Genomic DNA, 23,344 nt, shown 5'->3' on the forward strand with positions numbered 1-23,344 from the left:
AATACATATGCAGTAAATACATATATAATAAATGAATAACTAAAAAAGATAATAAAGAGCCAGATTTCAATTCTACGGATGATGTTGGCTGCGGGACATAAAAATAAATTAAATATTAAATAATTCAGAGGATTTGAACAATGCTGGATCTGGATTCACCTTCTACACTGTTAGCCCTGGTTCTTGGTAGTACTTTTATAGTGCCGTTCCTGGCTACGTATGTATCAATGCCTTATTTTATAAGAAAACTTACAGACAAAGGCATCATTGCCAGGGATTATTACAAAAGAGAAGTAACAATGATACCCGAGAGAGGAGGCATAGCCATCATCCTTGTGGCCATGGTATGTTTCTCTTTAAACACACTGTTCTTCAAGTTCTCGTCAACAAATTATGTAATTCTTATTGTTATTGCCATGTTTGGTCTTTTCGGAATACTTGATGACATGGTAGATATTGGCAGGGTAACAAAGCTGCTTCTTATGTATTATTGTTCATATCCGCTTATCCAGTATGCCACTCATACAGCCTTCACACTCCCAAGTGCCGGTAACATTGAACTGGGAATTCTTTACCTGCAGTTCATTGTACCCACATACGTCCTTGTAGCCTCAAACCTTGTGAACATGCACTCGGGATTCAACGGCCTTGCTTCCGGATTGTCCGTTATAGTGCTTATTTCCCTGATAATAAAGTCTGTATTTATAGGGGATGTGGACAGCATCTTTGCCGTTGTAAGTGTCACCGGAGCAACACTTGGTTATTATATGTACGACAGGTACCCTTCAAAGATATTCTGGGGAAATGTGGGTTCACTCACCATCGGCGCTGCTATTGGAACTATCATAGTGGTCCAGGGTTTTATCATCAGTGGATTTGTCATGCTTATCCCGCATACAATTAACTTCCTTATGTATGTCTACTGGAGAGCTATGAAGTTCCCGGTGGCTAAATTTGGAAAGGAAAGGGAAGATGGAACTCTTGAAGTGCCAAATGCACTCACACTAAAATGGGTTTTGCCTTATTACCGCAGAGTGACTGAAAGGCAAGCTACATGGGCAATGTATGCTTTGACAATGATATTCTGTGCTATTGGAATATTCCTGCCGGGAAGAATCTGAGTAGCTGCAATTGAAGCTCAACAGATTTTTACCTATTTTTTGTACATTCTATGTGCACATTCCATTCTTGCTTATTTTTTCGTTACTATTCGTCCATTCCTATTTTTGCCAGACTGAACTGAATGTAATGATTTTCTGTACAGCGATGGAGACGGAGGAATGAACTGGTGAAGCCGGCGTTTTGTCATAAAGCAAAACGGTTCTCTTTAACATCGTGTGGGTAAACGAAGTTTACCCGCCATCAAGAATATCATTGTATTCCTACACTTCTCAGTCTTCAATCCATATGATCTCTTAAAAGCAGTTTTAATTTTGTTGTTCAATCCTTCAACAACACCATTACTGATACCTTGTTTGATTGATTCCAATATCCCATGAGAATTTCTTTTAATCATCTTGGCCAATGTGATAATTTCCTTGATGTTGCTATGTGTTCCCCAATAATGCCATTTGTCAAGATATTCCCTCGCTACCTCTATATTTTTTATATCCCACAGACGTTGAAGTCCAAGCTTAAATCTGTAAGCTTTTGCTGTTTTAGTATCCAAATCTTTGATTGATCGAATCTTAGCTATTTCCCTATCCGATAGATTTTCAGGATTTTTCAACCACATGAATCTCGTTTTACCCAGATCTTTATTTGTTTGATACTCCTTTCTTCGAACCTTATCAATTGCATCATTCATCATTTTGACAATATGGAACTTATCGTAAACGATCTTAGCATTTGGGAAATATTCCCTTGCTCCACCCCTAAAAGCAGGATACATGTCCATTGAAATATACTTGATATTATCAGGGTCTATTTTTCTGGAAAGAACTTCCCTGAAGTTCTTGAAAACACTTCTTTTCTTTCCATTTTCAATATGAATTACTCTTGATTGATTTAGATCATAGAACAAGGTCACATAGCTGTGACCTTTTTTGACAGATATTTCATCTACTCCAATAGTATCTAACTCAGAGAGATCCATCTTTGCTCTGGCTTCTTCAACATAATGAGCTAGAATTATCCATACAGAATTTTCATGAATATTGATCAATTCAGCAATTGAAGAAACACTCATTTCTTTGGACATTGCAACGATTAGTGCTTCGAAAAATAATGTAAATCCAGTATTTTGTCTTGTCCATGGAACTTCAACAAGTTTTACATCATCTCCATCACACTTTGTTCGGGGAACTCGTGCATGAATGTATGTTTCATGATGGAAGAAATCAAGGTGTCTCCATACTTTTTCTTTGGTATCATGGAGATCACACAGTTTGTTGCAAACTGGGCAAGGGAACTTCGTTCCCTTGGTAAAATCTAGATAAATATCCATTCTTTTCTTAGAAACATTAAGATCAATGTCTTTCACATACCATGGAGGGGTTATTCCCAGAGCCATTTGAATCAAGAGTTTATCGTCCATCCAATATGGATTGGATGAACAGAATATTAAATTACCCACTCAATCTTGAGGAGATCCACATTTTTTTACTGACGTTTGAACAGAAGCAGAGCGCCAACCATTCCCAGAATTCCAAAGGTAATTCCAAATCCTGGTGTACTGACAGAACTTTCAACATCAGGTGTCTCTTCTTCCAGATCTACCTCAACAGTATCCTCATCTACAGTACTTGATGTTGTTTCCGAGCTTTCAGTTTCTTGTTCAACTTCTGTTTCAGTCATATCAACTACAACAACTTCTTCTTCAGAAGTTTCTGCTTCTGCCGTTGTAACTGTGCTTTTTATAGTACAGGTTTTTCTGAGAGTCATTTTAAGACAGGGTGAACTACCAACATCTTCTGTTTGGATGTAAAGTCCACCGTGCAAGTCTATTTGTTTATCAGCACTCAGAGTCACTGCCTTATTGCTGGAAAGAACAAGGGCATCATCACCTTCATGGAGAACTGTATTTCCACTGCTGCCTGCATAATCAATACCATCCATAAGATCTGGTACTTCAAATCCTTCAACATCAAAAATACCATATGTTGCATCACTTTCTATAGTTGTAATGTCTCCACGGAGGAAAGCATATTTGAAAACTGCAAAGTCTGTGTCAGTGCCTCTGAATATGGATTCAACGGTACAATAGAATACCGGATTATCATCACCGTCTTTGTAAAGATATGTCCTATCCATATTCGTCATATTTGCAGATGAACTGACGACTCCACTGTCGATTTCTTCACCATTTTTCATAAGGTGAACCCAGACTTTTTCTCCTTCAACATCAATCTGATCTACAACCAGTGACCATCCGCCTGCAAGTTCCCATTCTTCCCCGGAGAACATCTGTTTCTTGTCATCACTGTCAAACTGAAGCAGTATCTTTGCTATTTCGTCAGGCTTACATCCCTGTGAAGGAGCAGACGGATCTTGCGGCATTACCAGATATGCAGGGCCAAAGAAACCCATCTGGTAAATGAATTCCAGATCCACATCATCAACAATGAATGTACCACCGTCATCTGAACTTGCTATCTTTGACTTTTTCTTCTGAGGTTTGCACACATAATAGAGGTCTCCTTCTTCAATTGTGTCATCAAGCTGGATTCTTTCAGATGAATTCGCACTGTTGTGCAGATAAAGAAGTTCACTTGAAAGACCAGGTTTTATCGCATACCAGAAGCCTGAAAATGTGTTTGCATCCCAGTAGAAGTCACCTGCTGCTATTGAAGAATCTGAGCTGTCATATACGGTACTTCGAACAGTATAAGTCGGATATTCAGCACTTACCGGTACAACAAGCATTACCGCCAGAACCAATAATATACCCATTATTTTTACTATTTTTTTCATATCGATATCTCCGAAAAGAAAACCCTAGACAGATCCTACCCAATATGGCCCATCTGTAAATTATCCCCAATCAAACTGATAATTGGTTTATTATTTTGAGCAAGATTTTCTCTGATTTTCTGCATATAACAAAATGAGAGATTTAATGTTTTACATAAATTAGTTTAAACAAAAAATTCATGTTTATAATTTATATAATCCCTCTAGTTACAATAACATTGATATGTGTTAGCATTATAGAATAAATACATTTTGATTTTACTTCTTATTAGCTAATAAAGTAAAATATATATAGCTCACTTGCATACCAACGTTGACATTTACTATTTCGGAGAACAAAAATGAAAGGAAATAAAAATCATCTCATGGTTTTCTTATTCGCGTTAGCAGCGGTCTCAATTTTAGTATCGGGTTGTACTGAAACATCTACATCGCAAAGTATACAGACGCAGGATGTAACAACTGTTACAATTACAGATGCCCTTGGAAGAGAAGTGGAAATTCCTGAAAACACAGAATATGTAATTTGTTCAGGAGTTAATACTCTCAGGTTTCTTACATATCTTGAAGCTCAGGATATGATTGTAGGCATTGACAGGGCAGAAACAACAAGTACAGCCTCAAATGCAAAACCATATTCACTTGCAAATCCACAGTTTGCAACAGATTATGTAATATTTGGTGAAACTAGGGGACAGGACGATCCTGAAAAAATACTTTCACTTGATCCACTTCCAGATGTGATCATCAAGACTTCTTCTGCAATGGGATACGATCCAGTAGAACTTCAAGAGAAGACAGGTATCCCTGTTGTTGTTATTAATACAGGGGATCTGGCTGAGAACAGGGACGATCTTGACCAAAGCCTAAGAATAATTGCTCAGGTGGTAGACAAAGAAGAACGTGCAGAAGAAGTGATAGCTTTCTTTGACGAGGAGCTTGGTTATCTTAATGCACAGACTGAAGATATTGCTGAAGAAGAAAAGCCAACATGTTATGTAGGCGGAATTGGTCGTTCAGGAGGACCACAGGGCTTCCAGTCAACTGAACCAACATATCCACCGTTCCTATTCACAAATGCACTTAATGTTGCATATGGTGACACGGACATCAATGTTGCAGATGTTTCCAAAGAGAAGATAATTGAATGGGATCCTGATTATTTATTCCTTGATCTGAATACGATTGAATGTGGAGAGGAAAGAAGCGGACTTAGCTTGTTGACCAATGATGATTCTTACAGCCTGCTTTCAGCTGTTGAAACTGGTAATGTCTACGGAGTTCTTCCTTTCAATAAGTATGGAACGAATTTTGGTTCAGTTATTGCAGATTCGTACTTTGTGGGAAAGACACTCTACCCCGACAGATTTGAAGATGTTGATCTTGAAAGCAAGACAATAGATATCTACACATTCCTTGTCTGCGAAGGCGACGAAGAAAAAGGCAAAGAGATCTATGACTCAATGATCAACACCTATGAAATTCCTGCATTTACCAGGCTGGACATATAATCAGGAAAAATAGGTGAAAGGAATGGACAATATACAGGGTGACATTGCCCGACGTTACAAAGAGCACACCGGCAGGAAAATAACCTATATCCTGTCCGGAGTTGCTTTTTTATTTTTAATACTTATAATGTCGATCTCATTGGGTCCTGTAGACATTCCCCCCCTGGAAGTTCTACGAACACTAACCGGGGAAAGTGTTTCAGTGCGCTGGGACAGTATCATCTGGGATATACGTCTTCCCCAGGTGCTAACCGCTATCGTAGCCGGCGCCGGGCTTTCAGTAGCTGGCGTTGTAATGCAATCTATCCTTAGAAACCCACTGGGATCACCTTTCACACTCGGGATATCAAATGCTGCAGCCTTCGGAGCTGCTTTTTCAGTAATGGTGCTTGGAACAGGTGCAACACACACCAATGTTGGCAGTGCTGTAACCATCAGCAACCCTTACATTACTACAGTTGTAGCATTTGCATTTTCCCTTTTAGTGACTTTAATAATCATTGCATTTTCCAGATTCAGGGGTGTTACACCAGAAGTCATGATACTGGTTGGTGTTGCAATGGGTTCACTTTTTACGGCAGGAACAATGATGTTGCAGTATTTTGCTGATGACACGCAGCTTGCATCAATTGTTTTCTGGACGTTTGGTGATGTTTCAAGAGCAAGCTGGAGTGAGTTCGCTCTTATAACTGCAGTAGTTGTATTATCGATAATCTATTTCACAATCAATCGATGGAAATACAACGCTATTGATGCCGGGGATGAAACTGCAAAGGGACTTGGGGTTAATGTTGAACAGGTACGGATGAGAGGAATGATGTGTGCGTCTCTTGTAACCGCTATAATTGTTGCTTTCCTTGGTGTCATTGGTTTTGTAGGACTGATATGTCCCCATATGGCTCGAAGGATAGTAGGAGATGACCATCGTTTCCTGATAATAGGAAGTGTTGTGATAGGTTCATTACTCTTGCTCAGTGCTGACACTGCTGCAAGGATGATGATAGAACCTTACCAATTACCAGTTGCCGTGCTGACTTCTTTTTTGGGTGCACCTACATTTATATACCTGATTTTAGGAGCGAGAAAAATATGATACTTGAAGTGGACGGAGTGGAATTCCAATATAAAAGTAAGGAAGTATTGAAAGAGATAAAATTTGAGCTCAAAAAGAATGAAATCCTTTCAATACTCGGACCGAACGGTGTGGGAAAAACCACACTGCTCAAATGCATGAACGCAATCCTCAAACCAAAAAGAGGAACAGTACTCATTGAAGACGAAGATGTTCTTAAACTTGAACAGATAGAGATTGCCAGAAGACTTGGATATGTCCCGCAACGCTGCGAGCCTGCAAGGCTTACAGCCTTTGATGCGATATTGCTTGGAAGGATGCCACATATCAAATGGAACATCACAACCGAAGATGTAATGATAGTTGAAGATACCATCAAGAAACTAAATCTTGATGAGATGGCTCTGAGATATATAGATGAGCTCAGCGGTGGAGAACTCCAGAAAGTTGGAATTGCAAGGGCAATTGCACAGAACCCCAAGCTTTTGTTACTAGACGAACCTACAAGTAGCCTGGATCTCAAAAACCAGCTTGATATTCTTGATACTGTAAGGGATGTTGTCAGAAAAGAGAATGTTTCAGCAATCATGACAATGCATGATCTTAACCTTGCGTTCAGATATTCAGATAAGTTCCTCTTCCTGAAAAACGGAACAATATTTGCAGCAGGAAGAATGGAAGATATAACTTCCGACATAATCAAAGAAGTATACGGAGTACCTGTGACAATACAGAATTATCAGAATGTCTCAGTTGTAATTCCGGTATAACAGAACGGGAATGAGAAATACTATGGATTTGGACTACCGGAAAATAAACTGGGCTAATGTATGGACTGACCAGATGAAAAAGCATCTGGAAAGTGGTAACAGAAAAGAGTGTGCTTCCATTTGGGAAGAAAAGGAAAGTGCAAAACGTTTCTGGGAAATGTCCCTTAGAGACAACCAGAAAAGAGCACGTGATGTAATCAGTGACCTCGATATAACTCCTGATTCAAAAGTCCTTGATATTGGTGCTGGCCCGGGTTCGCTTGCAATTCCACTTTCTGAAAAGGTAAAACACGTTACTGCTGTAGAGCCTTCCAAAGGCATGATAGAAGTTTTTGAGGACAATATAGCTGAATATAAGCGTGACAATATCTCCCTAATCAAGAAAAAGTGGGAGGATATCGATGTTGAAAATGACCTCCATGGACCTTATGATACTATTATAGCATCCTTTTCTCTTGGAATGCCAGACATCCAAAAAGCAATAGAAGATATGCTTGCAGTAGCTTCAGGAAAAGTTTATCTCTACTGGTTTGCAGGAAGCAATTCCAGAGATGAACATTTCATTGAGCTCTGGCCAAAACTTCACGGGACTGAATATTATTCCAAACCACATTCAGACATACTCTATAATGTGCTTTACCAGATGGGAATTCATCCGAATATGGAAGTATTCACATTTGACAGGAAAGAAAGCTACGAAACTTTAGAGGAAGCAGTTGCTAATCTTTCAGATCATTTCGCTCTTGGAAATGATGAACACAGAATTATTCTGAAAGAATATCTGCAAGAGAAGCTCAAAAAAGAGAACGGGAATTATATCTATGATGGATCTACCAGACGTGTCAGAATCTGGTGGGATACAGAAAATAACTGATGATAAGGAGCAGGTGTTAATACCTGTTCCTTATTTATGGGAGAAAAGTCGATATCCCCCTCTTTTCTCCCTTCCATATTTTACCAGGTCACAGGTAATGAAGAAATGCATGATGAAGCTTCAGGAAGACTCATCAAAAACAGGCACATAGGGTTTAATATCAATTACAGGTGTGTTGTCAATAGCATCAAGACCCTTAACTTCCAGTTCCCGCCCTCTTTTTTCAATTAGTTCTACTACAGTAACTCCGATTGGGTTTGGCCTTCCGGGAGTTCTTGAGGCAAATACACCTTTCAAGCCTCCAACCCTTCTCTCTGCTATCAGTTCATAACCTTTTGATTTATCAAAGTAGAAAAGCACCTGAAGATGTGTACTCTCTTCTATTTTGTATAGTCCATCTTCAAACTCTTCATTAACAAGAATAACGCTGTTTTCTTTGCGCATCTCTTCTGGTACAGCAGGCTCACTGAATGAGCTTTTTATCGTTCCTATACTTTTAAATTCCATAATTATTCACCCATAGTTATTCACCTTTAATATTCATTTACAAGCAATTCTTTTCGGCATTATCCATATCTGGTCAGAATCACGTCTTACATCAACACTCACTCCATAAACAGGTTCTATGTTTTCCGGTGTAAGAATATCAGTTCCACCTCCATGGAATATTTCTCCATCTTTCATCATGAGTATTTTATCACTATATCTTGCTGCAAGGTTGAGATCATGTACGGACATAACAACAGTAACATCATTATTGGCCTGCTCCCTTGTGATTTCAAGAACTTCCAGTTGATGTTTAAGATCAAGACTACTTGTCGGTTCATCCAGCAAAAGTATTTTTGGCTGCTGAGCGAGTGCTCTTGCAATTATTACTTTCTGTCTTTGTCCCCCACTCAGTTCGTTGATATTCTTCATTGAAAAATCACTCAGGTCCATCATGTCTATGACATCTGATACTATCTCCAGATCTTTTGAGCTTGGAAGCCATTTCATGTGGGGTTTTCTTCCCATAAGCACTGTATCAAAAACAGATGTAGGAAATGCTCCTCTTTCAGCTTGGGGGATGTATCCAACTATTCTTGCAATATCCTCTCTGTGCAGTTTATTCAGGTCATACTTATCAATAAGAATTGATCCTTTCTTAGGACTCAATATTTTATTCATACATTTGAGAAATGTAGTCTTTCCTGAACCATTTGGCCCAATTATTGAAAGAAACTCTCCTTTGTCAACCTTTAAATTCATATTTTTCAATGTTGGTTTTCCATTATAACTGAATTCAAGTCCTTCTATGTTTATTTTCACCAGTATTCCCTCCCCTTGATAATCAGGTATATGAATAGAGGAGCACCCAGGAAAGATGTTATTATACCAACCGGCAGGACCTGTGGCGCAATGATGTTTCTTGCCACGGTATCGGATGCAAGCAAAAGTAAACTCCCAATTATGCATGAAACCGGAAGTAAAAGCATTTCGTTTCCACCAATTATCTTGCGGACTATGTGTGGCACAACAAGTCCCACAAATCCTATGATCCCTACTAAAGAAACTATCAGAGCAGAAACAAAAGATGCTCCTATCATGGCTCTCATCCTTAGTTTATCAACATCAACTCCCAGACTTTTAGCTGTGTCATCCCCAGAGTTCAAGGCATTATAATTCCAGCTGTTATATGCAAACCATATTGAAACCGGGATAACAAATAATGAGATAAGTCCCAGTTCAGTCCATGTAGTCTTACTCACATCCCCGAATTGCCAGAAAATTACAGAAGCAATCTGCGTATCTTCAGCAAAATACTGTATTGCACTGGTACCAGCAGTAAACAGCGACCCCAGTGCTATTCCTGCAAGTATCATTATCTCAGGAGTTGCTTTCTTGATTTTTGCAAGTGCCAGAATCACAGCTGTGGAAAATAGTGAACAGGTAAAGGCTGAAATACTGGTGATATAAGGGTTATCAAGGACAACAGCTCCGGTGCTGTATGCGGTTCCGGTCCCCAGCAGGACAATGGAGCAGGAAGCGCCAAATGCAGCTGCATGTGATATTCCAAGTGTGAAAGGTGATGCAAGCGGATTTTTAAGGACACTCTGCATAGCAGCACCTGATATAGCAAGACCTGATCCGGCAACGATAGCTGTTAGTATTTGTGGCAACCTTATATTCCATATTATATTGTAGGCAGTACCACTAACAATCTGACCTGTGAATACGGCGTACATCTCTGCGTAGGTCAGTTTAACAGGACCGTTCAATATGGCATATATTGTAAGCAAAGTCAGCAAAATCAGTACTGACATTGTGAATAACAATTTTTGCCCTATATCTTTCCTGTATTCATCCAGAACCTGATTTTGGAACATTTTCAACCCTCAGAACGAAAGTTGCCTGACACCGCCCCCTAATTCCTCTTTCACTTTATCGTATGCAGCTTCCCCGAGGAACATCTCATATATTTCATCAGCCTTTTCATCGATATCAACATCTTCAAAATTATCAGGATAAAGGACACTACCCATAAAGTATGAATTTATAAGCACATTTTCGTAATTACGTGAATATGAAGAAACAGGCAGGAATCCATAAACATTGTTCTCTTCAAAGGCCTTGATATCTTTGTATGATGGGTTTCTTTCTACATCAGAAACCACAGTATCCAGATTTGAAAGATCAACAAATATTGCATCAGGATTCCATGAAAACAGGTTTTCCTGGCTCACAATGAAGGCATATGATTCAATGCTCTCGTTATCTACTCCACCTTCTTCAAGAGCGTGCTTGGCATTTATGAAATCAAAAGATGCAAATGGGTATTGAGTAGAAAGAAATCCACGTCCACCTCTATACGAAAGGCCACATGGGAATGCAATTGGTTTTTCCTCATCAGAAATGTCTTCAGTTCTTGTATTAAGGTCTGCTATCACCTGTTCAGTATATTCCTGCAATTCATTTGCCCTGTCAGTTTTCCCCAGAACTTTTCCATAGATTTGCCAGGTTTCATACAGGATTTCCCTGTCCCCATCAGCCAGATCCCCTCCGTCCATGTATATTACAGGAATCCCGGTTTTTGTCTGATAATCTTGCTTGCAATGTGTTTTTCAAGTTTCTCTATGTGCCTTGCATCATTGCTGAAAACCAGGGAAAAGATGATGGGAATAGGCCAGATGATAACTATGCCATTGTTTTTTGGTAGCAATGCAATCTATCCCATAACCCTGATGCCACCATGGCTTCAGTCTGTGTCTAAACTTAATCCTTTAACCTATGTGGTTGATGCACTTAGAGCCCTTCTTCTGACCGGAGATTATTCAAATATTCCTGATGACATAGCATTTCTGTCTGTAATCACTTTCGTTCTTGTAATCCTTGCTTCAATTTCCATTAGCAGATTGCTTGAATAAGTTATAGGAAAGTTACTTTTGCAAATAAGCAAGTTTTTTGCTTAAATTTTCACCTAATTCGTTTTCCTTTCAGTATAAGATAAATAAATGCAGGTGCTCCCAAAAAAGATGTAAGAACAGCAACCGGAAGCTGATATGGCTGTATTATGACTCTGGCTATGGTGTCAGCGCTAAGCAGTAGTAGTGAGCCAGCTACGATACTGCCTGTTAAAAGAAATCTGTGGTCGTCACCAATAAGCCGCCGTGCCATGTGAGGACAAATTAGTCCCACAAAACCGATGACTCCAAGGAATGCCACGGTTGTGGCTGTTACAAGGGAAGCACACATCATCCCCCTGATTCTTACTTTATCCACGTCCACTCCAAGGCCTTTTGCAGTATCATCGCCTGCATCGATGGCATTGTATTTCCAGCGGTTCAATGCAAAATATATGCTTGCTACAATAACAACAGCAGAAATAAGTCCAAGTTCACTCCAGCTTGCTCTTGCTGTGTCCCCAAAGGCCCAGAACACTATAGATGATAGCTGAGTTTCATCCGCAAAGTACTGAAGGAACATTGTTCCTGCTGAAAAAAGAGAGCCCATTGCCACTCCTACGAGTATCATTGTTTCAGAGGTATTTCCTCTTAATTTTGCAAACATGAGGATGACAAAAGTAACAAGCATCGCAGATGAGAATGCAGCGATAGTTGTTATGTAGGGGTTATTTATGATTATATCACTACTGCTGGTGCTTCCTGTGCCCAGGAGCATAATAGAAAATGCTGCTCCAAAGGCGGAAGCGTTTGAAATACCTAATGTGAAAGGGGAACCAAGAGGATTACGTAGAATAGATTGCATAACCACTCCGGTAATAGCCAATCCGGCACCTGCTACAATAGCTGTGAGTATTTGAGGAAGGCGTATGTTCCAGACTATACTGTCAAAGGTGGTTGAAACCGTATAACCTGTAAGCGTCCTTACTACATCTGTAACTGGAATAGCTACAGTTCCCGTTGCTATTGAAATTACTGCAATTGCCATGACAAGCGCAATCCCTGCTATTATGCAGGTTGCTTTCCTGCCGGTGTGCTCTTTGTATTGACTGGCTATGTCCCCTTGCACATAGTTCATTTTCTCACCACTATCTATCTATCTATTCAAATTCCATGCTTGCGTATGCAGGTGTATCGGAAATGGTCAGCATAGTCTCAAAAACGGACTTTCCTTTTTCTTCATCGCCTTCGCATACAAGGAATCCATAGATCTCTGCAGCTTTATCCTCAACTGTAACATCTTCAAACTGTTCCGGGAAGAGAATAGTTCCTGCAAAGTATGCATCTACAAGTGCAGTATCAGGGTTGTGTGAGTAGAACTTGTAAGGCAGCACTCCGTAAACATTTCCATTCTGGAATGCTGAAAGCTGGTGGTAGGTTTCATCATGTTCAAGCTGGTAAGGGGCGTAATTCTCTCCATAGAACATGCTGGGTCGCAGTTCTAAAAATATGATTTCAGGGTCCCATACAAGTATGCTTTCTTTTGAGACTTTCTCCACGCTCATATTGTCAGGATTATATGCTACGTTCTTTGCGTTGATGAAATAGAGTGAAGGATGATGTGAGTCGGTATTCAGGAAATCGTATGAACCGGAACTACCTACACCACCGGCATAACATGATATCTTCTCTTCATCGGGCACATCTACTGTACGTTCATTGAGGTCTGCTATCTCTGCATCCATAAAAGATATTACTTCTTCAGCTCTTTCCCCTTTATCCATTACCTCACCCATTATGCGAAGTACCTGGTACATGTCTTCTCTTTCTTCTACCATGTCCCCCTCTGCGAGTGCAACCACAGGAATACCTGTTTTGTCCTGTAATTCATCAGGGTCGTATCCGTCTGCTGCATATATCTGGAAAATGACTTCCGGTTGTGGGTCAAGGGTCAGAATAGCTTCAAGGTTCTCGCCTCCGTATTTACCAAAGGTTGGATAGTCCTCAAAATAGTTGTTTGCAACAGCGTATGCTTTGCCCACAGATACTTTGTATTCCATGCTGTCAACTGCGACAATCTTGCCCTGTGCTTCAAGGTATGTAAGGTATCTAAGTGCACCACCGCCTGAACAAATTACAGCCCCAGGATTTTTTGGCACATCAACCGTTCTCCCTACTGAATCTGTTACAGTAATTGTTTTTGATTCCGTTATGGCTTCTTCCTGTGCCTGGATGCTTTGGGGCGCAACATCATCATCCACACATCCTGAAACAAAGGCTGAAACCATAATTAGTGCGATTAAAAAAGTTACTGGAATTTTTTTGCTTCCACTCATGATAGTACTCCTATTCAAAAGTAACAGATGCAGTATATTATTAGATTATATATGTTTTTCTAATAGATTACAATAATTAGGATGAGACTTATATGCAATCGTATTAAACTATTATAGGAGATTCTTTTTGAAAAGAAGCACAAATGATATTATGATCTCCTAAAAAATGAGAATAAAGAATCTTTCAAATTAACAACATAAACAATGGGTTTATCCACAATGTTTATCAGAAAACATCTTCAAGAAAGACCCATGATTAAAGGTATAATTTTCGACTCCGACGGAGTTCTGGTTAACTCGATGCCATTTCATGCAAAGGCATGGGTAGAAGTTTTTGCAGAATACGGTATCGAAGTTACCGAGGAAGACATCTATGAGATTGAAGGCTCAAATCATGTAGGAGTCATTAACATCTTTTTTGGCAAAGCCGGAAGGACACCGGAACCTGAGATTTATGCTGAAATACTCGAAAAGAAAAGAGCACATTTCCTTGAAAATAACCGTGCCGAAGTTTTTGAAGGTATGTATGACTGCCTCAGTTCCCTTAAAAACAAGTTCAAACTAGCAGTTGCATCAGGTGCCGACAGGACAATTGTTACATCACTTATGGATAAGTTCTATCCGGGAGTATTTGACGCTATTATTTCCGGAGAAGATGTTGAAAATGGAAAGCCTGACCCTGAGCCTTATGAGAAAGCAATTGTAAAACTAGGACTCAGTAAAGATGAATGTCTAGTTGTAGAGAATGCACCTCTTGGGGTAGAATCAGCAAAGAATGCAGGGGTCTTTTGTGTAGGAGTTCCGACTTATCTTGATGAATCTAAGCTTAAGGAAGCTGATTTTGTAGTTAGGAATCATTCTGAACTTATTGAGTACCTGACTGATTTGAAAGACAGTAGTTTATGAATTAAAAAAATAAAATGATTCTGCTCAAAAAGTTTATTTAGTTTAGGTATTTCCATACCTATATGAAATTTTATCCCACCATACTTATTTTGTGTACTCTGTTAATAATATTTTCCGGCTGCATTGAAGACAATTCTGTGGATTCTTTGATAAATGATCTGGACAATGAAAATGCGAGTATAAAGAATACTGCAATAGAAAAACTTTCACAAAAAGGTGATGAGAATACAATTTCATCCCTGATGCAGGTGACCAGCAATAATAACAATCCAGTCGAAAAAAGGAAAAATGCAATTAAAGTCCTTGGAACGATTGGAAATAACCAGGCTTCTGAACTCTTGCTTAACATTTCTCTGGACAAAGGAGAAGAGAAAACTGTGAGAATGGCATCAATACTTGCTCTTGGAGAGATTGGCAACGAAACTATGCTCATGCCTCTTGCAAATCTCAGTTATGGTGATGACGGACTTATCTTTTACCATGTTGCATATGTGTTTGATCAAGTAGAAAACGATAAAGAAAACGTTTATGCAAGTTATGGAAAGCTTCCATACCCTTTGAGTGAAGATCAAAGGCTCTACAGGAACAATGTAGGTGAAATAATGGATGAATTCAGTTTGAACAATGGTTCACCTATAATTGAAAATGCTACAACTATCATGAGAAGCTATAATATCAAAAGTGGTTATATAGAAATTGCAAGTGACGTTGAGCCTGAAATCTCCGAAATGAATGTGATTTATCAAATTTATGATACAGAAGCAAGAAAGAAAGGGATAAATCAGGTGCCTGTAAGATTTGTCTATTGTGGAGTCGCAGTAATGCCAGTATGCCGGTATAATGTAACAGACTTGGAAGATATGAATTTTACGTACCTATATACAGTTGATGATGATGGTGATGTCGAAAGTCGCATTTATACTACAGACTTCAATTTTACAAATATGTCCAATTAAATCTGAGATCCCATTTTTAAAAAAGAGAACAGATACGGTTATACCAACCGTACTGTTTCAAGATTTGTAAGTGCTTTTGTCTCAAGCTTGTTCTTTTTGTGAAGTGAACTTGCAAGGTCTATGCATGAACGCTCATCACCATGTTCGGTGTAGACTCTTTCTGGACGTGGCTTCATCTTCTGGATGTAAGACATAAGCTGTCTCCTGTCTGAGTGACCTGAGAAACCATCAACAACCTCAACATTCATGTTCATTTTTACAACATGGGTGCCTTCTCTTGTAGAAATTGGAATTTCCTTCCATCCTTTCTGGATTCTTCTACCAAGAGTTCCATCAGCCTGATAACCTACGAAAACAAGTGTGTTATTCTCATTCTCAGCAAATGCTTTGAAATACTCGATAACCGGACCTGCATTCATCATACCTGATGTGGAAAGAATTACACATGGATGTGGTTCCTCGATAATCTTCTGGCGCAGTTCATTGGAATCTACGGGCTTGAAACACTCTGAAAGGAATGGGTTCTGACCTTTCTGGAAAATAAGCTTACGCAGGTCATTATTAAGATACTCAGGATATGTTGCATGGATTGCAGTTGCTTCCCAGATCATACCGTCCAGATAAACAGGAACATTTGGTATGATTCCCTTACGTATTGCATCCTCAAGAACTATCATTACTTCCTGACTTCTTCCTACTGCAAAGGCAGGGATTAGAACGATTCCATCCTTCTTCAGTGTGGAATTGACAATGTTCTGCAGGTTTTGTTCAGCTTCCTGAAGTGAAGGCTGTGTTGCATTGGAGTTTCCATATGTGGATTCCATGATAACACTCTCAACACGTGGGAACCTGTTAACTGCTGCATCGAAAAGTCTTGTCTTCTCATACTTGAAGTCACCTGTGACAACAACATTGTGAAGACCGTCACCAATATGGAAGTGGGATACCGCAGAACCTAAAATGTGTCCTGCATTGTGGAATGTAAGTTTGATATCAGGAGCAATGTCTGTCACTTCCTCATAATCAAGAACAATTGTGTGTTTCAGTCCTTCCCTGACATCCGCTGAAGCGTAAGGAGGCCTCTTGCCTTCCTTTGCAGCTACATCAATGTAGTCAAGCTGCAACAATGCCATGAGATCCCTTGTTGGAGGGGTGCAGTAAATTGGTCCTTCAAATCCATACTTGTAAAGAAGTGGAACAAGACCCTGGTGGTCAAGGTGAGCATGTGTCAGTACCACAGCATCAATCTGGTTGATTGGATATGCTTCTGGCACATAGAGATAAGGAGTCATGTTGTCATCAGAACCGACATTGACACCACAATCTATCATTATGCGTGATTCAGGAGTTGATATAATAAAACAGCTTCTTCCTACTTCTTTTGCGCCACCAAGAGAGGTTACTCGTACCCACTCATCTTTGGAAGTGCATCCCCTGTGGATCTTTCTTCCAACTGATTTGAGAATATCTTTTCTCTCTTTGTGATTGGTACGCATGAACTCACGTATGTTTTGTACTGTACGTGATTTTATAGGAGGAGTTCTCACAACTTTAGGAGTCCATCCTATCTTTTTAGTTATCTCCCTGAGAGTCTCTCCATGTTTTCCAATTACAAGACCGGGCTTTTCAGCTTCTATTATCACTTCACCTACATCAGGATCGAAGTGATAATTGGAAACACCTGATTCTTCCGGAACAGTTTTTAATATTTTATCAATTGATTCCTCAGGTGGCATAAGCACCTTTGGATCAGGACGTACAACAATACGTGTCCTCAGTGCTTTTGCCAGGTTCCTGACAATATTACCGTTATCTGCAAACTTTTTAGGCTCTTCTGTGTAAACAACTAACTGGGGGCCTTCAAACTCAACACTAGAAATAGTAGTACCGCTAGGTAATTTTTCTTCTATTTTCTTCTTCAGATCAGATAGTACTTCTTCTACCGCCATTAAAACAGCCTTCCTTATAAAAAAGTGAAAAATGATATAGTTAAAAGAACTATATTTAAAATATTAGCTAAATGAAAAATTAAAGGAGTATTGAACCTATTTAGAATTCTTCCCTCATTTTCTTAACTTCATCCATATCAAGTCTTGTATATTTATCTTCGTTAATAACAACCACATCAATGTTCTCACCGGATGCAGAGTCTCTCTTCATTGCATTGTGAAGTGCTCTAACAGCCAGTTCAACACCTTCTTCTGTGGACATATTCTCTCTGTACCTGTCCTCAAGTACACCATATGCAAACGGGGAACCTGAGCCGGTGGATACAGCCTTTGTTTCTTCTATACTACCACCAAGGGCATCAAGTGAATATATTGAAGGTCCGTTCTTGTCATATCCACCAACAAGAAGCTGCACCATCAAAGGATAGTATCTCTGTCCACTGAGCATGTTGGATAAGAGTGTTGTGAGACCCTTAATGGTCATGGACTCTTTTCGCCTCATTTTGTACAACTTAGACTCTACACTCATGACCCTTACGATCTGCTGTGCATCTCCCACGGAGCCTGCAATGGTCATTGCAACCCTGTCATCAATCTGGTATACCTTCTTTGCAGTTTTACTTGCAATGAAATTCCCCATTGTTGCACGCTGTTCGGTTGCAAGAACAACACCGTCTTTGCAAACTATCCCTACAGTGGTTGTACCTTTGTAATGTTTATCATTAACCATTAATTATACCTCATACAAAAATGAGAAAATAAATTGAAAAATGTACAATGCATGACATGCATCAGTTATCCATTAGCAATTTTTATATATATATTTATCCCTTGCCAAGTATAATTCCAATTTCCTCAGCAAGTGCCTTCACACGATTGATGCTTTCCCTGTTCATCCCTTTCTTTTCCATTTTATGCATACGCTTTTCAATGGAGATCCTTTTAGTACCCACTAAAAGGTTATCAGCATGAGCCACAATCTTCTGTTCCAGAGTTACAGGAATGTAATCATCATCCGGAAGATGCAAATCCCTTGCTTCATCCCGCGTGATTCCTGCACCTACATGTCTTTTGATTATTTCCTGTATTTCAGTTTCAAGACCGTAAGACTTTGCAAGTTCAACACCAAGAACAGCATGATCAATTCCATGGCTCTGGGCTCTGCCAAGGTCGTGAAGAAGACCTCCTATTTCCACAAGATCAAGATCAAGATCCTTTCCCTGAGATTTCATCCCGGCTGCAAGTTCCAGAGCAACACCTGAAACTGCAATGCAATGAGCTATAACTTTATCATTGCATCCAGATTCTTTCAAAATATTAAGAGCAGCTTCCCTGGAGATCATTTTTCTTTGCCAAGGAATGCAAGACGCTTTTCAATCTTATTGATAAATTCAGCATTGTCCTCATACATCATATCCTCGCCGCAGTAAGGGCAAAGGAATTCACATTCAGTAGCTTCATTAAAATTCAGGCGGATGCAACCTTCAGGACAACCATAGAAAACATTTTCCTCTTCAAACTCAACTCTGGACTTGAGGTTCTTTACAAGTCTTTTCTTCTCTTTAAGAAGCTGAGGTCCAATATCGGTCATATCAAGTGTCCAGAGGTAAGTAAGCCACCCACTACTGGAATCACGCTCACGTCTGCATATTGCAAGCTTGTTTTCATTAAGGATAAAAAGGGTTCTTCGGACTATGTTCAAAAGAATACCAGTGGCTTCTGCAATCTGTTCATCGGTAACTTCGCCCTCGGGCATGTTCTCTACCATCTGCAGTCCATCTTCACCCACCAGCCGGACGAGATAACCTCTGACAACCGGATCATTCAAATCTATCAAAAAATTTCACCTCATGATGTGCATGTTTAATGCAATTTACTTAAATATTAACCTTTGCTTGGGAATTCTGTCCGATACAAAACATCAATACCTGTTTAAAGTCATTATTCAGGATTCAAGTAAATTCAATGATTCACGTATAAACATGACGCTATCTTTCATCTTACAGATAACTTCATCACGACTTTTTCCCGAACTCAACACAGATATAACAGGTTCATCAGTTCCAATAGCCTGACCTGCAACCGGAACATCACATACATTTATTTCAAGCAGCATATCCCGAACAGTTTCAGTCATTAACATTTTCCTGTCCGAATATAAAATGCCTCGCCCAGCATACTTATTTTTACTGCTATTTTCTTTTTCGTCTTTTATTTCAGAAGACATCTCAATAATTCCTTCAAATGCCTTCAAATGTGCATCCAGAAGATTGATGCCCGTTGCCATTTCAACCGAGTCAAGACTACCCTGGAAACGTGCATTCACTTCGATCACAACAGGCCCATCATCTGTAATTATAAAATCAACACCATTGGAACCCACAAGTCCTAATTCAAGTATCACATTTTCAGCAATATATTTCATTTCCGATGCATGCGGAGTTTCAAACGGAGTTATATTACCGCAATATGCAAACGGCATTTCAGTAAGCCAGGACGTACCAATAAGCTGTTCATTCACAGCGATTGCAACAGCCCTGTCCTTTGTAGATAAAACCGAAACACTTGCCGGAATGCCTTCAACAAATTCCTGTGCTATTATCTTGCTCTTACCAGGCGGCATCCCAGCTTCATTCAACTTTGTTCCCAGAAGTAAAAGATCTTCCGGACTCTTAACTTTCATGTTGAATATTCCACCACCTGAACATGCAGGTTTTACCATTACCGGAAACTCCAGCATTCCAATATCTTGGAGAAGCACGGTTTCGGGATGAGCTATCCTTCTATTTTTCAGAAAAATAGAAAATAGATGTTTGTCAGATACTTCTGCCATTATCCGTGGATCATTTCCAAGAATCCAGTATGGAAGTCTTTCAAAACCTATGGTTTCAAAACCTGAACCCGGAATTATAGCATCAAAATCAACGCCAAATCCTTCTATTAGCCCTGTAATTTCATCAAGCCTGATTTTACTTGCATCAAAACCTTCACCAATATCCAGTTTTACAAAACCTTTTGCACATTGCTGCAGGTCATGGTCACAAAAAGCATCAATAGCATACATGTTGTATCCGGCCCTGAAACCCGAACAAACAATACTACGGGTGCTAAAACCAATTACTAGTATGTTCATCATAATTCCACAGACCAGATAATTAAAGGTCAGCAATAGCAAGGAGACCTTTTTCAGTCTTAACAACAGGTATTTCAGTTCCCGGATCTGCAGAGAACATTACAGGTTTCCTGACTGTCACTGTTTCATAAGTATCCGGATCAAGCACCATCAGGTCTTCATTTTCTATTGCAACTAGCATTGTTTTTGGAAGATCCTTTCTCTTTGCAATAAGTGTTGCACCATTAATTTCTTCAGGAGTAGCTGTAAAACGAGCTCCGGTTTCAACATCTATTCCGGTTACATTTTTTGAGAACTTCCTAATCTCAATGATCCTTCCTTTGTGATCAATAATATCCTGAGGCATAAATTCCGGCAGGCGTAACGAAAAAGTTATGCGATAGATATCCTTTCCATCTTTCATTCCCTGCAAAGAAGCTGACTCGGAAAAACTTCCACCCAGATGAGAAGTTATTTCCTTGCAGATATGTCTTGCTGCATTAGAAGAGCCAACGTAAAGATCAGTACCTTCCTTAAGTTCCAGGGAACTGGATATGAATGCAAGCCTGTCACCCTTATTAATCAACCTTTCAAGGACAGAACCTGCTATATTAATACATTCCTGTTTCTCTTCGTCAGATGGAATACGGTTGGTGGCACGTATCTGTAGTATGGCCTCGAAATAGCCACCTGATATTCTGCTACACATATCGCATGACTCACGGATTACCCGGACTTCTGTTTTAAGTTCCTGATGGAACATCTCATCAAGCAATAAAGCATCAACTTCAATATGAACTTTGTAAAGGTAAGGAGTCTGTGCCCTTGGCTCAATATATACCTCTATATCCTCTGCCATTTCATGCACAAAAAGTGCATCCTCTACAGTACGTATTACTATCTCTTCGAGACTGCCATGGTCTACCCATTTATTCTTTACATTGCGGGCCCCACAAGTAGGACATAACTTCGCATGCATTACAGGTGCTATTTCAGCAAGAGTGAAATTTTCCAGAAAACACTCCTTACAGCGACCATGGAATAGCTTTGTAGTGGATTTTCCGCATTTTGGGCATACGATATTGTTCATCGGCTCTGATACCATGCTTAGTTAAATATTGTTTTCGCTCAGATATAATTATGTTCCAGGAACATTAGGTAAAATCATGATTCACAATCATGAATCTAAATTATTTACGTATCAATTCATAATTCATTCTTCCGATACCTATTTTCTCAGCAAATTCCAGATGTATCATAGGGTCTATTCCCCACACGTTGTTGACACAGCCTCCACCATCATGCTTCATTCTTTCGTTGACAAGATCAAGACTGGCTTTATCAAGAGCTACCGGATCCTTAGATGCTGTAATTCCAATATCCCCGGCAAATGCAGGAGATGAGAAATTAAAGCAGTCACATCCGGGAGTGAGATCAAATATCCAGTTAATATATCCTATCTTGCCTGAGAGTAGTTTGATGGGACCATAAGCTGCTTCACCAAGCTTTTCCTGCATCCGTACCGGAGAATCTGCAGGAGGGACAATGGCACCAAAATTGCAACTGGCAAAACATGCTAATTCTCCACGACACAAATCATGATCCACAATTGCTTTTCCGTCTACTACAGAAAGAGCATCCCATGGACAGATATTAACACATTTTCTGCATCCAACACATTTATCGACATCTATAGAAGGTCTTGCTACTTTATGGACCGCAGTCTTTCCTGCCTTGTCCAGGCAACCCATCCCCAAGTTCTTGACAGCCGCACCAAAACCTGATGCAGGATGTCCTTTGCAATGGGATATCACGATCATAGAATCTGCACTTGCTATTGCTGATGCAACTGTAATACTGTCAATAACTTCCCCGCCTATATCAACATAAACTGAATCATCACCATGAATACCATCAGCACAGATAAATGGAGCACCCATAGTCCCCAGGGAAAAACCATTAGTAGCAGCCGTATTAAGAACATCTACACCATTGAATCTCTTGCTGGGATAGAGTACAGTAGTGTCGGTGACAAACGGAATGCCGCCTGCTTTTTTTACAATATCCACAACTGTCTTTACTATCACGGGGCGAACATAAGTCGTGTTTCCAAGTTCTCCGGGATGTATTTTTATGGCAACAATATCACCTTCGGAAACTGGCGATATTTCCGGAAACAGGTTAGTTACCTGATCTATCTGGGTATTCATAGGACCGATGTCCTCTGCAGCTTTGAAAAAAACTTGGCTCATAAATTCTTCTCCAGTATATGGTTTACAATCTAACATATTTATACATACTTCAGTTATGTGGACAGACCATGTATTTTATATATTAGAATACATAATAATAAATATATTAAACATGTGTTGATGTAAAACAGACTAATTATTCAATAACAGAGACAGCACAAATAATAAAATATCCTTAAAAACGCAATTAATGAAGCTCCCAATTTGTTAGAAACAAAAAGTACCCAAAACACAAATATCTATATATATTTTACAGATATAAATAGATTATATGCATCTTGTATATATCTGTGCATGGAGTATTAGAGTTTGAG

The 23,344-nt window shown here is 39.5% G+C and carries 23 protein-coding genes; 8 read left to right on the forward strand and 15 right to left on the reverse strand.

Going from position 1 to position 23,344, the window contains the following annotated elements:
* Positions 1-140 precede the first annotated feature (140 nt).
* Positions 141-1,121: an MraY family glycosyltransferase gene (locus METTI_RS01100; RefSeq protein ID WP_023843963.1), complete on the forward strand. Its 981-nt coding sequence runs from the start codon at positions 141-143 to the stop codon at positions 1,119-1,121.
* Between the two features lie 206 nt (positions 1,122-1,327).
* On the opposite strand, the gene METTI_RS01105 is transcribed toward METTI_RS01100, so the two are convergent.
* Entirely contained in the window at positions 1,328-2,536 is a 1,209-nt protein-coding gene (locus METTI_RS01105) for an ISL3 family transposase (RefSeq protein WP_023843742.1), read from the reverse strand.
* Positions 2,537-2,601: 65 nt separating this feature from the next.
* Positions 2,602-3,912, reverse strand: coding sequence for an S-layer protein domain-containing protein (locus METTI_RS01110; RefSeq protein WP_023843964.1), 1,311 nt, complete (start codon positions 3,910-3,912; stop codon positions 2,602-2,604).
* Positions 3,913-4,253: 341 nt separating this feature from the next.
* On the opposite strand from METTI_RS01110, the gene METTI_RS01115 reads away from it, so the two are divergent.
* The 4 genes from METTI_RS01115 to METTI_RS01130 are packed head-to-tail and all read left to right on the forward strand — an operon-like array spanning position 4,254 to position 8,139.
* A complete protein-coding gene (locus METTI_RS01115; RefSeq protein WP_023843965.1) occupies positions 4,254-5,423 on the forward strand; it encodes an iron ABC transporter substrate-binding protein in 1,170 nt (389 codons plus the stop codon).
* A gap of 22 nt (positions 5,424-5,445) precedes the next feature.
* Positions 5,446-6,516 (forward strand): FecCD family ABC transporter permease, encoded by a 1,071-nt coding sequence (locus tag METTI_RS01120; RefSeq protein ID WP_023843966.1) that lies wholly within the window; start codon positions 5,446-5,448, stop codon positions 6,514-6,516.
* Positions 6,513-7,265, forward strand: a complete 753-nt coding sequence (locus tag METTI_RS01125; protein WP_023843967.1) for an ABC transporter ATP-binding protein — start codon at positions 6,513-6,515, stop codon at positions 7,263-7,265. Before METTI_RS01120 ends, METTI_RS01125 begins: the two co-directional genes overlap by 4 nt.
* Positions 7,266-7,287: 22 nt before the next feature.
* The gene (locus tag METTI_RS01130; RefSeq protein WP_023843968.1) at positions 7,288-8,139 is read left to right on the forward strand and encodes a class I SAM-dependent methyltransferase; all 852 of its coding nucleotides are present in this window, start codon (positions 7,288-7,290) and stop codon (positions 8,137-8,139) included.
* A 120-nt stretch (positions 8,140-8,259) separates the two neighbouring features.
* Here the strand turns inward: METTI_RS01130 and tsaA are convergent, their stop codons facing one another.
* From tsaA to METTI_RS01150, 4 genes are read right to left on the reverse strand one after another with little or no spacing between them, the layout of a single operon-like run.
* A complete protein-coding gene (gene tsaA, locus METTI_RS01135) occupies positions 8,260-8,646 on the reverse strand; it encodes a tRNA (N6-threonylcarbamoyladenosine(37)-N6)-methyltransferase TrmO (protein WP_023843970.1) in 387 nt (128 codons plus the stop codon).
* A gap of 33 nt (positions 8,647-8,679) precedes the next feature.
* Complete coding sequence (locus METTI_RS01140; protein ID WP_023843971.1) at positions 8,680-9,447, reverse strand: ABC transporter ATP-binding protein; 768 nt, start codon at positions 9,445-9,447, stop codon at positions 8,680-8,682.
* Positions 9,444-10,505 (reverse strand): FecCD family ABC transporter permease, encoded by a 1,062-nt coding sequence (locus METTI_RS01145; protein WP_023843972.1) that lies wholly within the window; start codon positions 10,503-10,505, stop codon positions 9,444-9,446. Before METTI_RS01145 ends, METTI_RS01140 begins: the two co-directional genes overlap by 4 nt.
* A gap of 9 nt (positions 10,506-10,514) precedes the next feature.
* A complete protein-coding gene (locus METTI_RS01150) occupies positions 10,515-11,201 on the reverse strand; it encodes an ABC transporter substrate-binding protein (RefSeq protein ID WP_281170050.1) in 687 nt (228 codons plus the stop codon).
* Between METTI_RS01150 and METTI_RS01155 the strand changes: the two genes are divergently transcribed.
* Positions 11,130-11,543, forward strand: a complete 414-nt coding sequence (locus METTI_RS01155; protein WP_281170028.1) for an ABC transporter permease — start codon at positions 11,130-11,132, stop codon at positions 11,541-11,543. The two genes, METTI_RS01150 and METTI_RS01155, sit on opposite strands and share 72 nt — an antisense overlap.
* Positions 11,544-11,592: 49 nt before the next feature.
* Here the strand turns inward: METTI_RS01155 and METTI_RS01160 are convergent, their stop codons facing one another.
* Positions 11,593-12,657 carry a FecCD family ABC transporter permease gene (locus METTI_RS01160; protein ID WP_023843973.1) on the reverse strand — a complete coding sequence of 355 codons (1,065 nt, stop codon included), beginning with the start codon at positions 12,655-12,657 and terminating at the stop codon, positions 11,593-11,595.
* 22 nt (positions 12,658-12,679) lie between these two features.
* A complete protein-coding gene (locus METTI_RS01165; protein ID WP_023843974.1) occupies positions 12,680-13,855 on the reverse strand; it encodes an ABC transporter substrate-binding protein in 1,176 nt (391 codons plus the stop codon).
* 252 nt (positions 13,856-14,107) lie between these two features.
* On the opposite strand from METTI_RS01165, the gene METTI_RS01170 reads away from it, so the two are divergent.
* Positions 14,108-14,761 carry an HAD family hydrolase gene (locus tag METTI_RS01170; RefSeq protein WP_048135649.1) on the forward strand — a complete coding sequence of 218 codons (654 nt, stop codon included), beginning with the start codon at positions 14,108-14,110 and terminating at the stop codon, positions 14,759-14,761.
* A gap of 62 nt (positions 14,762-14,823) precedes the next feature.
* Positions 14,824-15,717 carry a HEAT repeat domain-containing protein gene (locus tag METTI_RS01175; RefSeq protein WP_023843976.1) on the forward strand — a complete coding sequence of 298 codons (894 nt, stop codon included), beginning with the start codon at positions 14,824-14,826 and terminating at the stop codon, positions 15,715-15,717.
* A gap of 38 nt (positions 15,718-15,755) precedes the next feature.
* Here METTI_RS01175 and METTI_RS01180 read toward each other — a convergent pair whose 3' ends face one another.
* From METTI_RS01180 to METTI_RS01210, 7 genes are all read right to left on the reverse strand, one after another.
* On the reverse strand, positions 15,756-17,666 hold the full coding sequence (locus tag METTI_RS01180; protein ID WP_023843977.1) for a beta-CASP ribonuclease aCPSF1: 1,911 nt from the start codon (positions 17,664-17,666) through the stop codon (positions 15,756-15,758).
* Between the two features lie 100 nt (positions 17,667-17,766).
* Positions 17,767-18,396 carry an archaeal proteasome endopeptidase complex subunit beta gene (gene psmB / locus METTI_RS01185; protein ID WP_023843978.1) on the reverse strand — a complete coding sequence of 210 codons (630 nt, stop codon included), beginning with the start codon at positions 18,394-18,396 and terminating at the stop codon, positions 17,767-17,769.
* Positions 18,397-18,490: 94 nt separating this feature from the next.
* The gene (locus tag METTI_RS01190; RefSeq protein ID WP_023843979.1) at positions 18,491-19,009 is read right to left on the reverse strand and encodes a TIGR00295 family protein; all 519 of its coding nucleotides are present in this window, start codon (positions 19,007-19,009) and stop codon (positions 18,491-18,493) included.
* The gene (locus METTI_RS01195) at positions 19,006-19,503 is read right to left on the reverse strand and encodes a transcription initiation factor IIE, subunit alpha (protein ID WP_023843980.1); all 498 of its coding nucleotides are present in this window, start codon (positions 19,501-19,503) and stop codon (positions 19,006-19,008) included. The genes METTI_RS01190 and METTI_RS01195 overlap by 4 nt, the downstream gene beginning before the upstream one ends.
* Before the next feature lie 108 nt (positions 19,504-19,611).
* Positions 19,612-20,802, reverse strand: coding sequence for an ATP-grasp domain-containing protein (locus METTI_RS01200; protein WP_048134995.1), 1,191 nt, complete (start codon positions 20,800-20,802; stop codon positions 19,612-19,614).
* A gap of 19 nt (positions 20,803-20,821) precedes the next feature.
* Positions 20,822-21,868: a 60S ribosomal export protein NMD3 gene (locus METTI_RS01205; RefSeq protein WP_048134997.1), complete on the reverse strand. Its 1,047-nt coding sequence runs from the start codon at positions 21,866-21,868 to the stop codon at positions 20,822-20,824.
* 100 nt (positions 21,869-21,968) lie between these two features.
* Positions 21,969-23,030 (reverse strand): DUF362 domain-containing protein, encoded by a 1,062-nt coding sequence (locus METTI_RS01210; RefSeq protein WP_023843983.1) that lies wholly within the window; start codon positions 23,028-23,030, stop codon positions 21,969-21,971.
* Between the last annotated feature and the right edge of the window lie 314 nt (positions 23,031-23,344).

The organism is Methanolobus tindarius DSM 2278 (assembly GCF_000504205.1).
Lineage (GTDB): Archaea > Halobacteriota > Methanosarcinia > Methanosarcinales > Methanosarcinaceae > Methanolobus > Methanolobus tindarius.

Excerpts from the sequence above, each read along its gene's own strand:
- tsaA (WP_023843970.1), bottom strand. The coding sequence starts at position 8,646 with ATGGAATTTAAAAGTATAGGAACGATAAAAAGCTCATTCAGTGAGCCT.
- METTI_RS01110 (WP_023843964.1), bottom strand. The coding sequence starts at position 3,912 with ATGAAAAAAATAGTAAAAATAATGGGTATATTATTGGTTCTGGCGGTA.
- METTI_RS01175 (WP_023843976.1), top strand. The coding sequence starts at position 14,824 with ATGAAATTTTATCCCACCATACTTATTTTGTGTACTCTGTTAATAATA.
- METTI_RS01120 (WP_023843966.1), top strand. The coding sequence starts at position 5,446 with ATGGACAATATACAGGGTGACATTGCCCGACGTTACAAAGAGCACACC.
- METTI_RS01145 (WP_023843972.1), bottom strand. The coding sequence starts at position 10,505 with ATGTTCCAAAATCAGGTTCTGGATGAATACAGGAAAGATATAGGGCAA.
- METTI_RS01205 (WP_048134997.1), bottom strand. The coding sequence starts at position 21,868 with ATGAACAATATCGTATGCCCAAAATGCGGAAAATCCACTACAAAGCTA.
- METTI_RS01170 (WP_048135649.1), top strand. The coding sequence starts at position 14,108 with ATGATTAAAGGTATAATTTTCGACTCCGACGGAGTTCTGGTTAACTCG.
- METTI_RS01125 (WP_023843967.1), top strand. The coding sequence starts at position 6,513 with ATGATACTTGAAGTGGACGGAGTGGAATTCCAATATAAAAGTAAGGAA.
- METTI_RS01180 (WP_023843977.1), bottom strand. The coding sequence starts at position 17,666 with ATGGCGGTAGAAGAAGTACTATCTGATCTGAAGAAGAAAATAGAAGAA.
- psmB (WP_023843978.1), bottom strand. The coding sequence starts at position 18,396 with ATGGTTAATGATAAACATTACAAAGGTACAACCACTGTAGGGATAGTT.
- METTI_RS01190 (WP_023843979.1), bottom strand. The coding sequence starts at position 19,009 with ATGATCTCCAGGGAAGCTGCTCTTAATATTTTGAAAGAATCTGGATGC.
- METTI_RS01130 (WP_023843968.1), top strand. The coding sequence starts at position 7,288 with ATGGATTTGGACTACCGGAAAATAAACTGGGCTAATGTATGGACTGAC.
- METTI_RS01200 (WP_048134995.1), bottom strand. The coding sequence starts at position 20,802 with ATGATGAACATACTAGTAATTGGTTTTAGCACCCGTAGTATTGTTTGT.
- METTI_RS01210 (WP_023843983.1), bottom strand. The coding sequence starts at position 23,030 with ATGAGCCAAGTTTTTTTCAAAGCTGCAGAGGACATCGGTCCTATGAAT.
- METTI_RS01115 (WP_023843965.1), top strand. The coding sequence starts at position 4,254 with ATGAAAGGAAATAAAAATCATCTCATGGTTTTCTTATTCGCGTTAGCA.
- METTI_RS01160 (WP_023843973.1), bottom strand. The coding sequence starts at position 12,657 with ATGAACTATGTGCAAGGGGACATAGCCAGTCAATACAAAGAGCACACC.
- METTI_RS01105 (WP_023843742.1), bottom strand. The coding sequence starts at position 2,536 with ATGGACGATAAACTCTTGATTCAAATGGCTCTGGGAATAACCCCTCCA.
- METTI_RS01165 (WP_023843974.1), bottom strand. The coding sequence starts at position 13,855 with ATGAGTGGAAGCAAAAAAATTCCAGTAACTTTTTTAATCGCACTAATT.
- METTI_RS01100 (WP_023843963.1), top strand. The coding sequence starts at position 141 with ATGCTGGATCTGGATTCACCTTCTACACTGTTAGCCCTGGTTCTTGGT.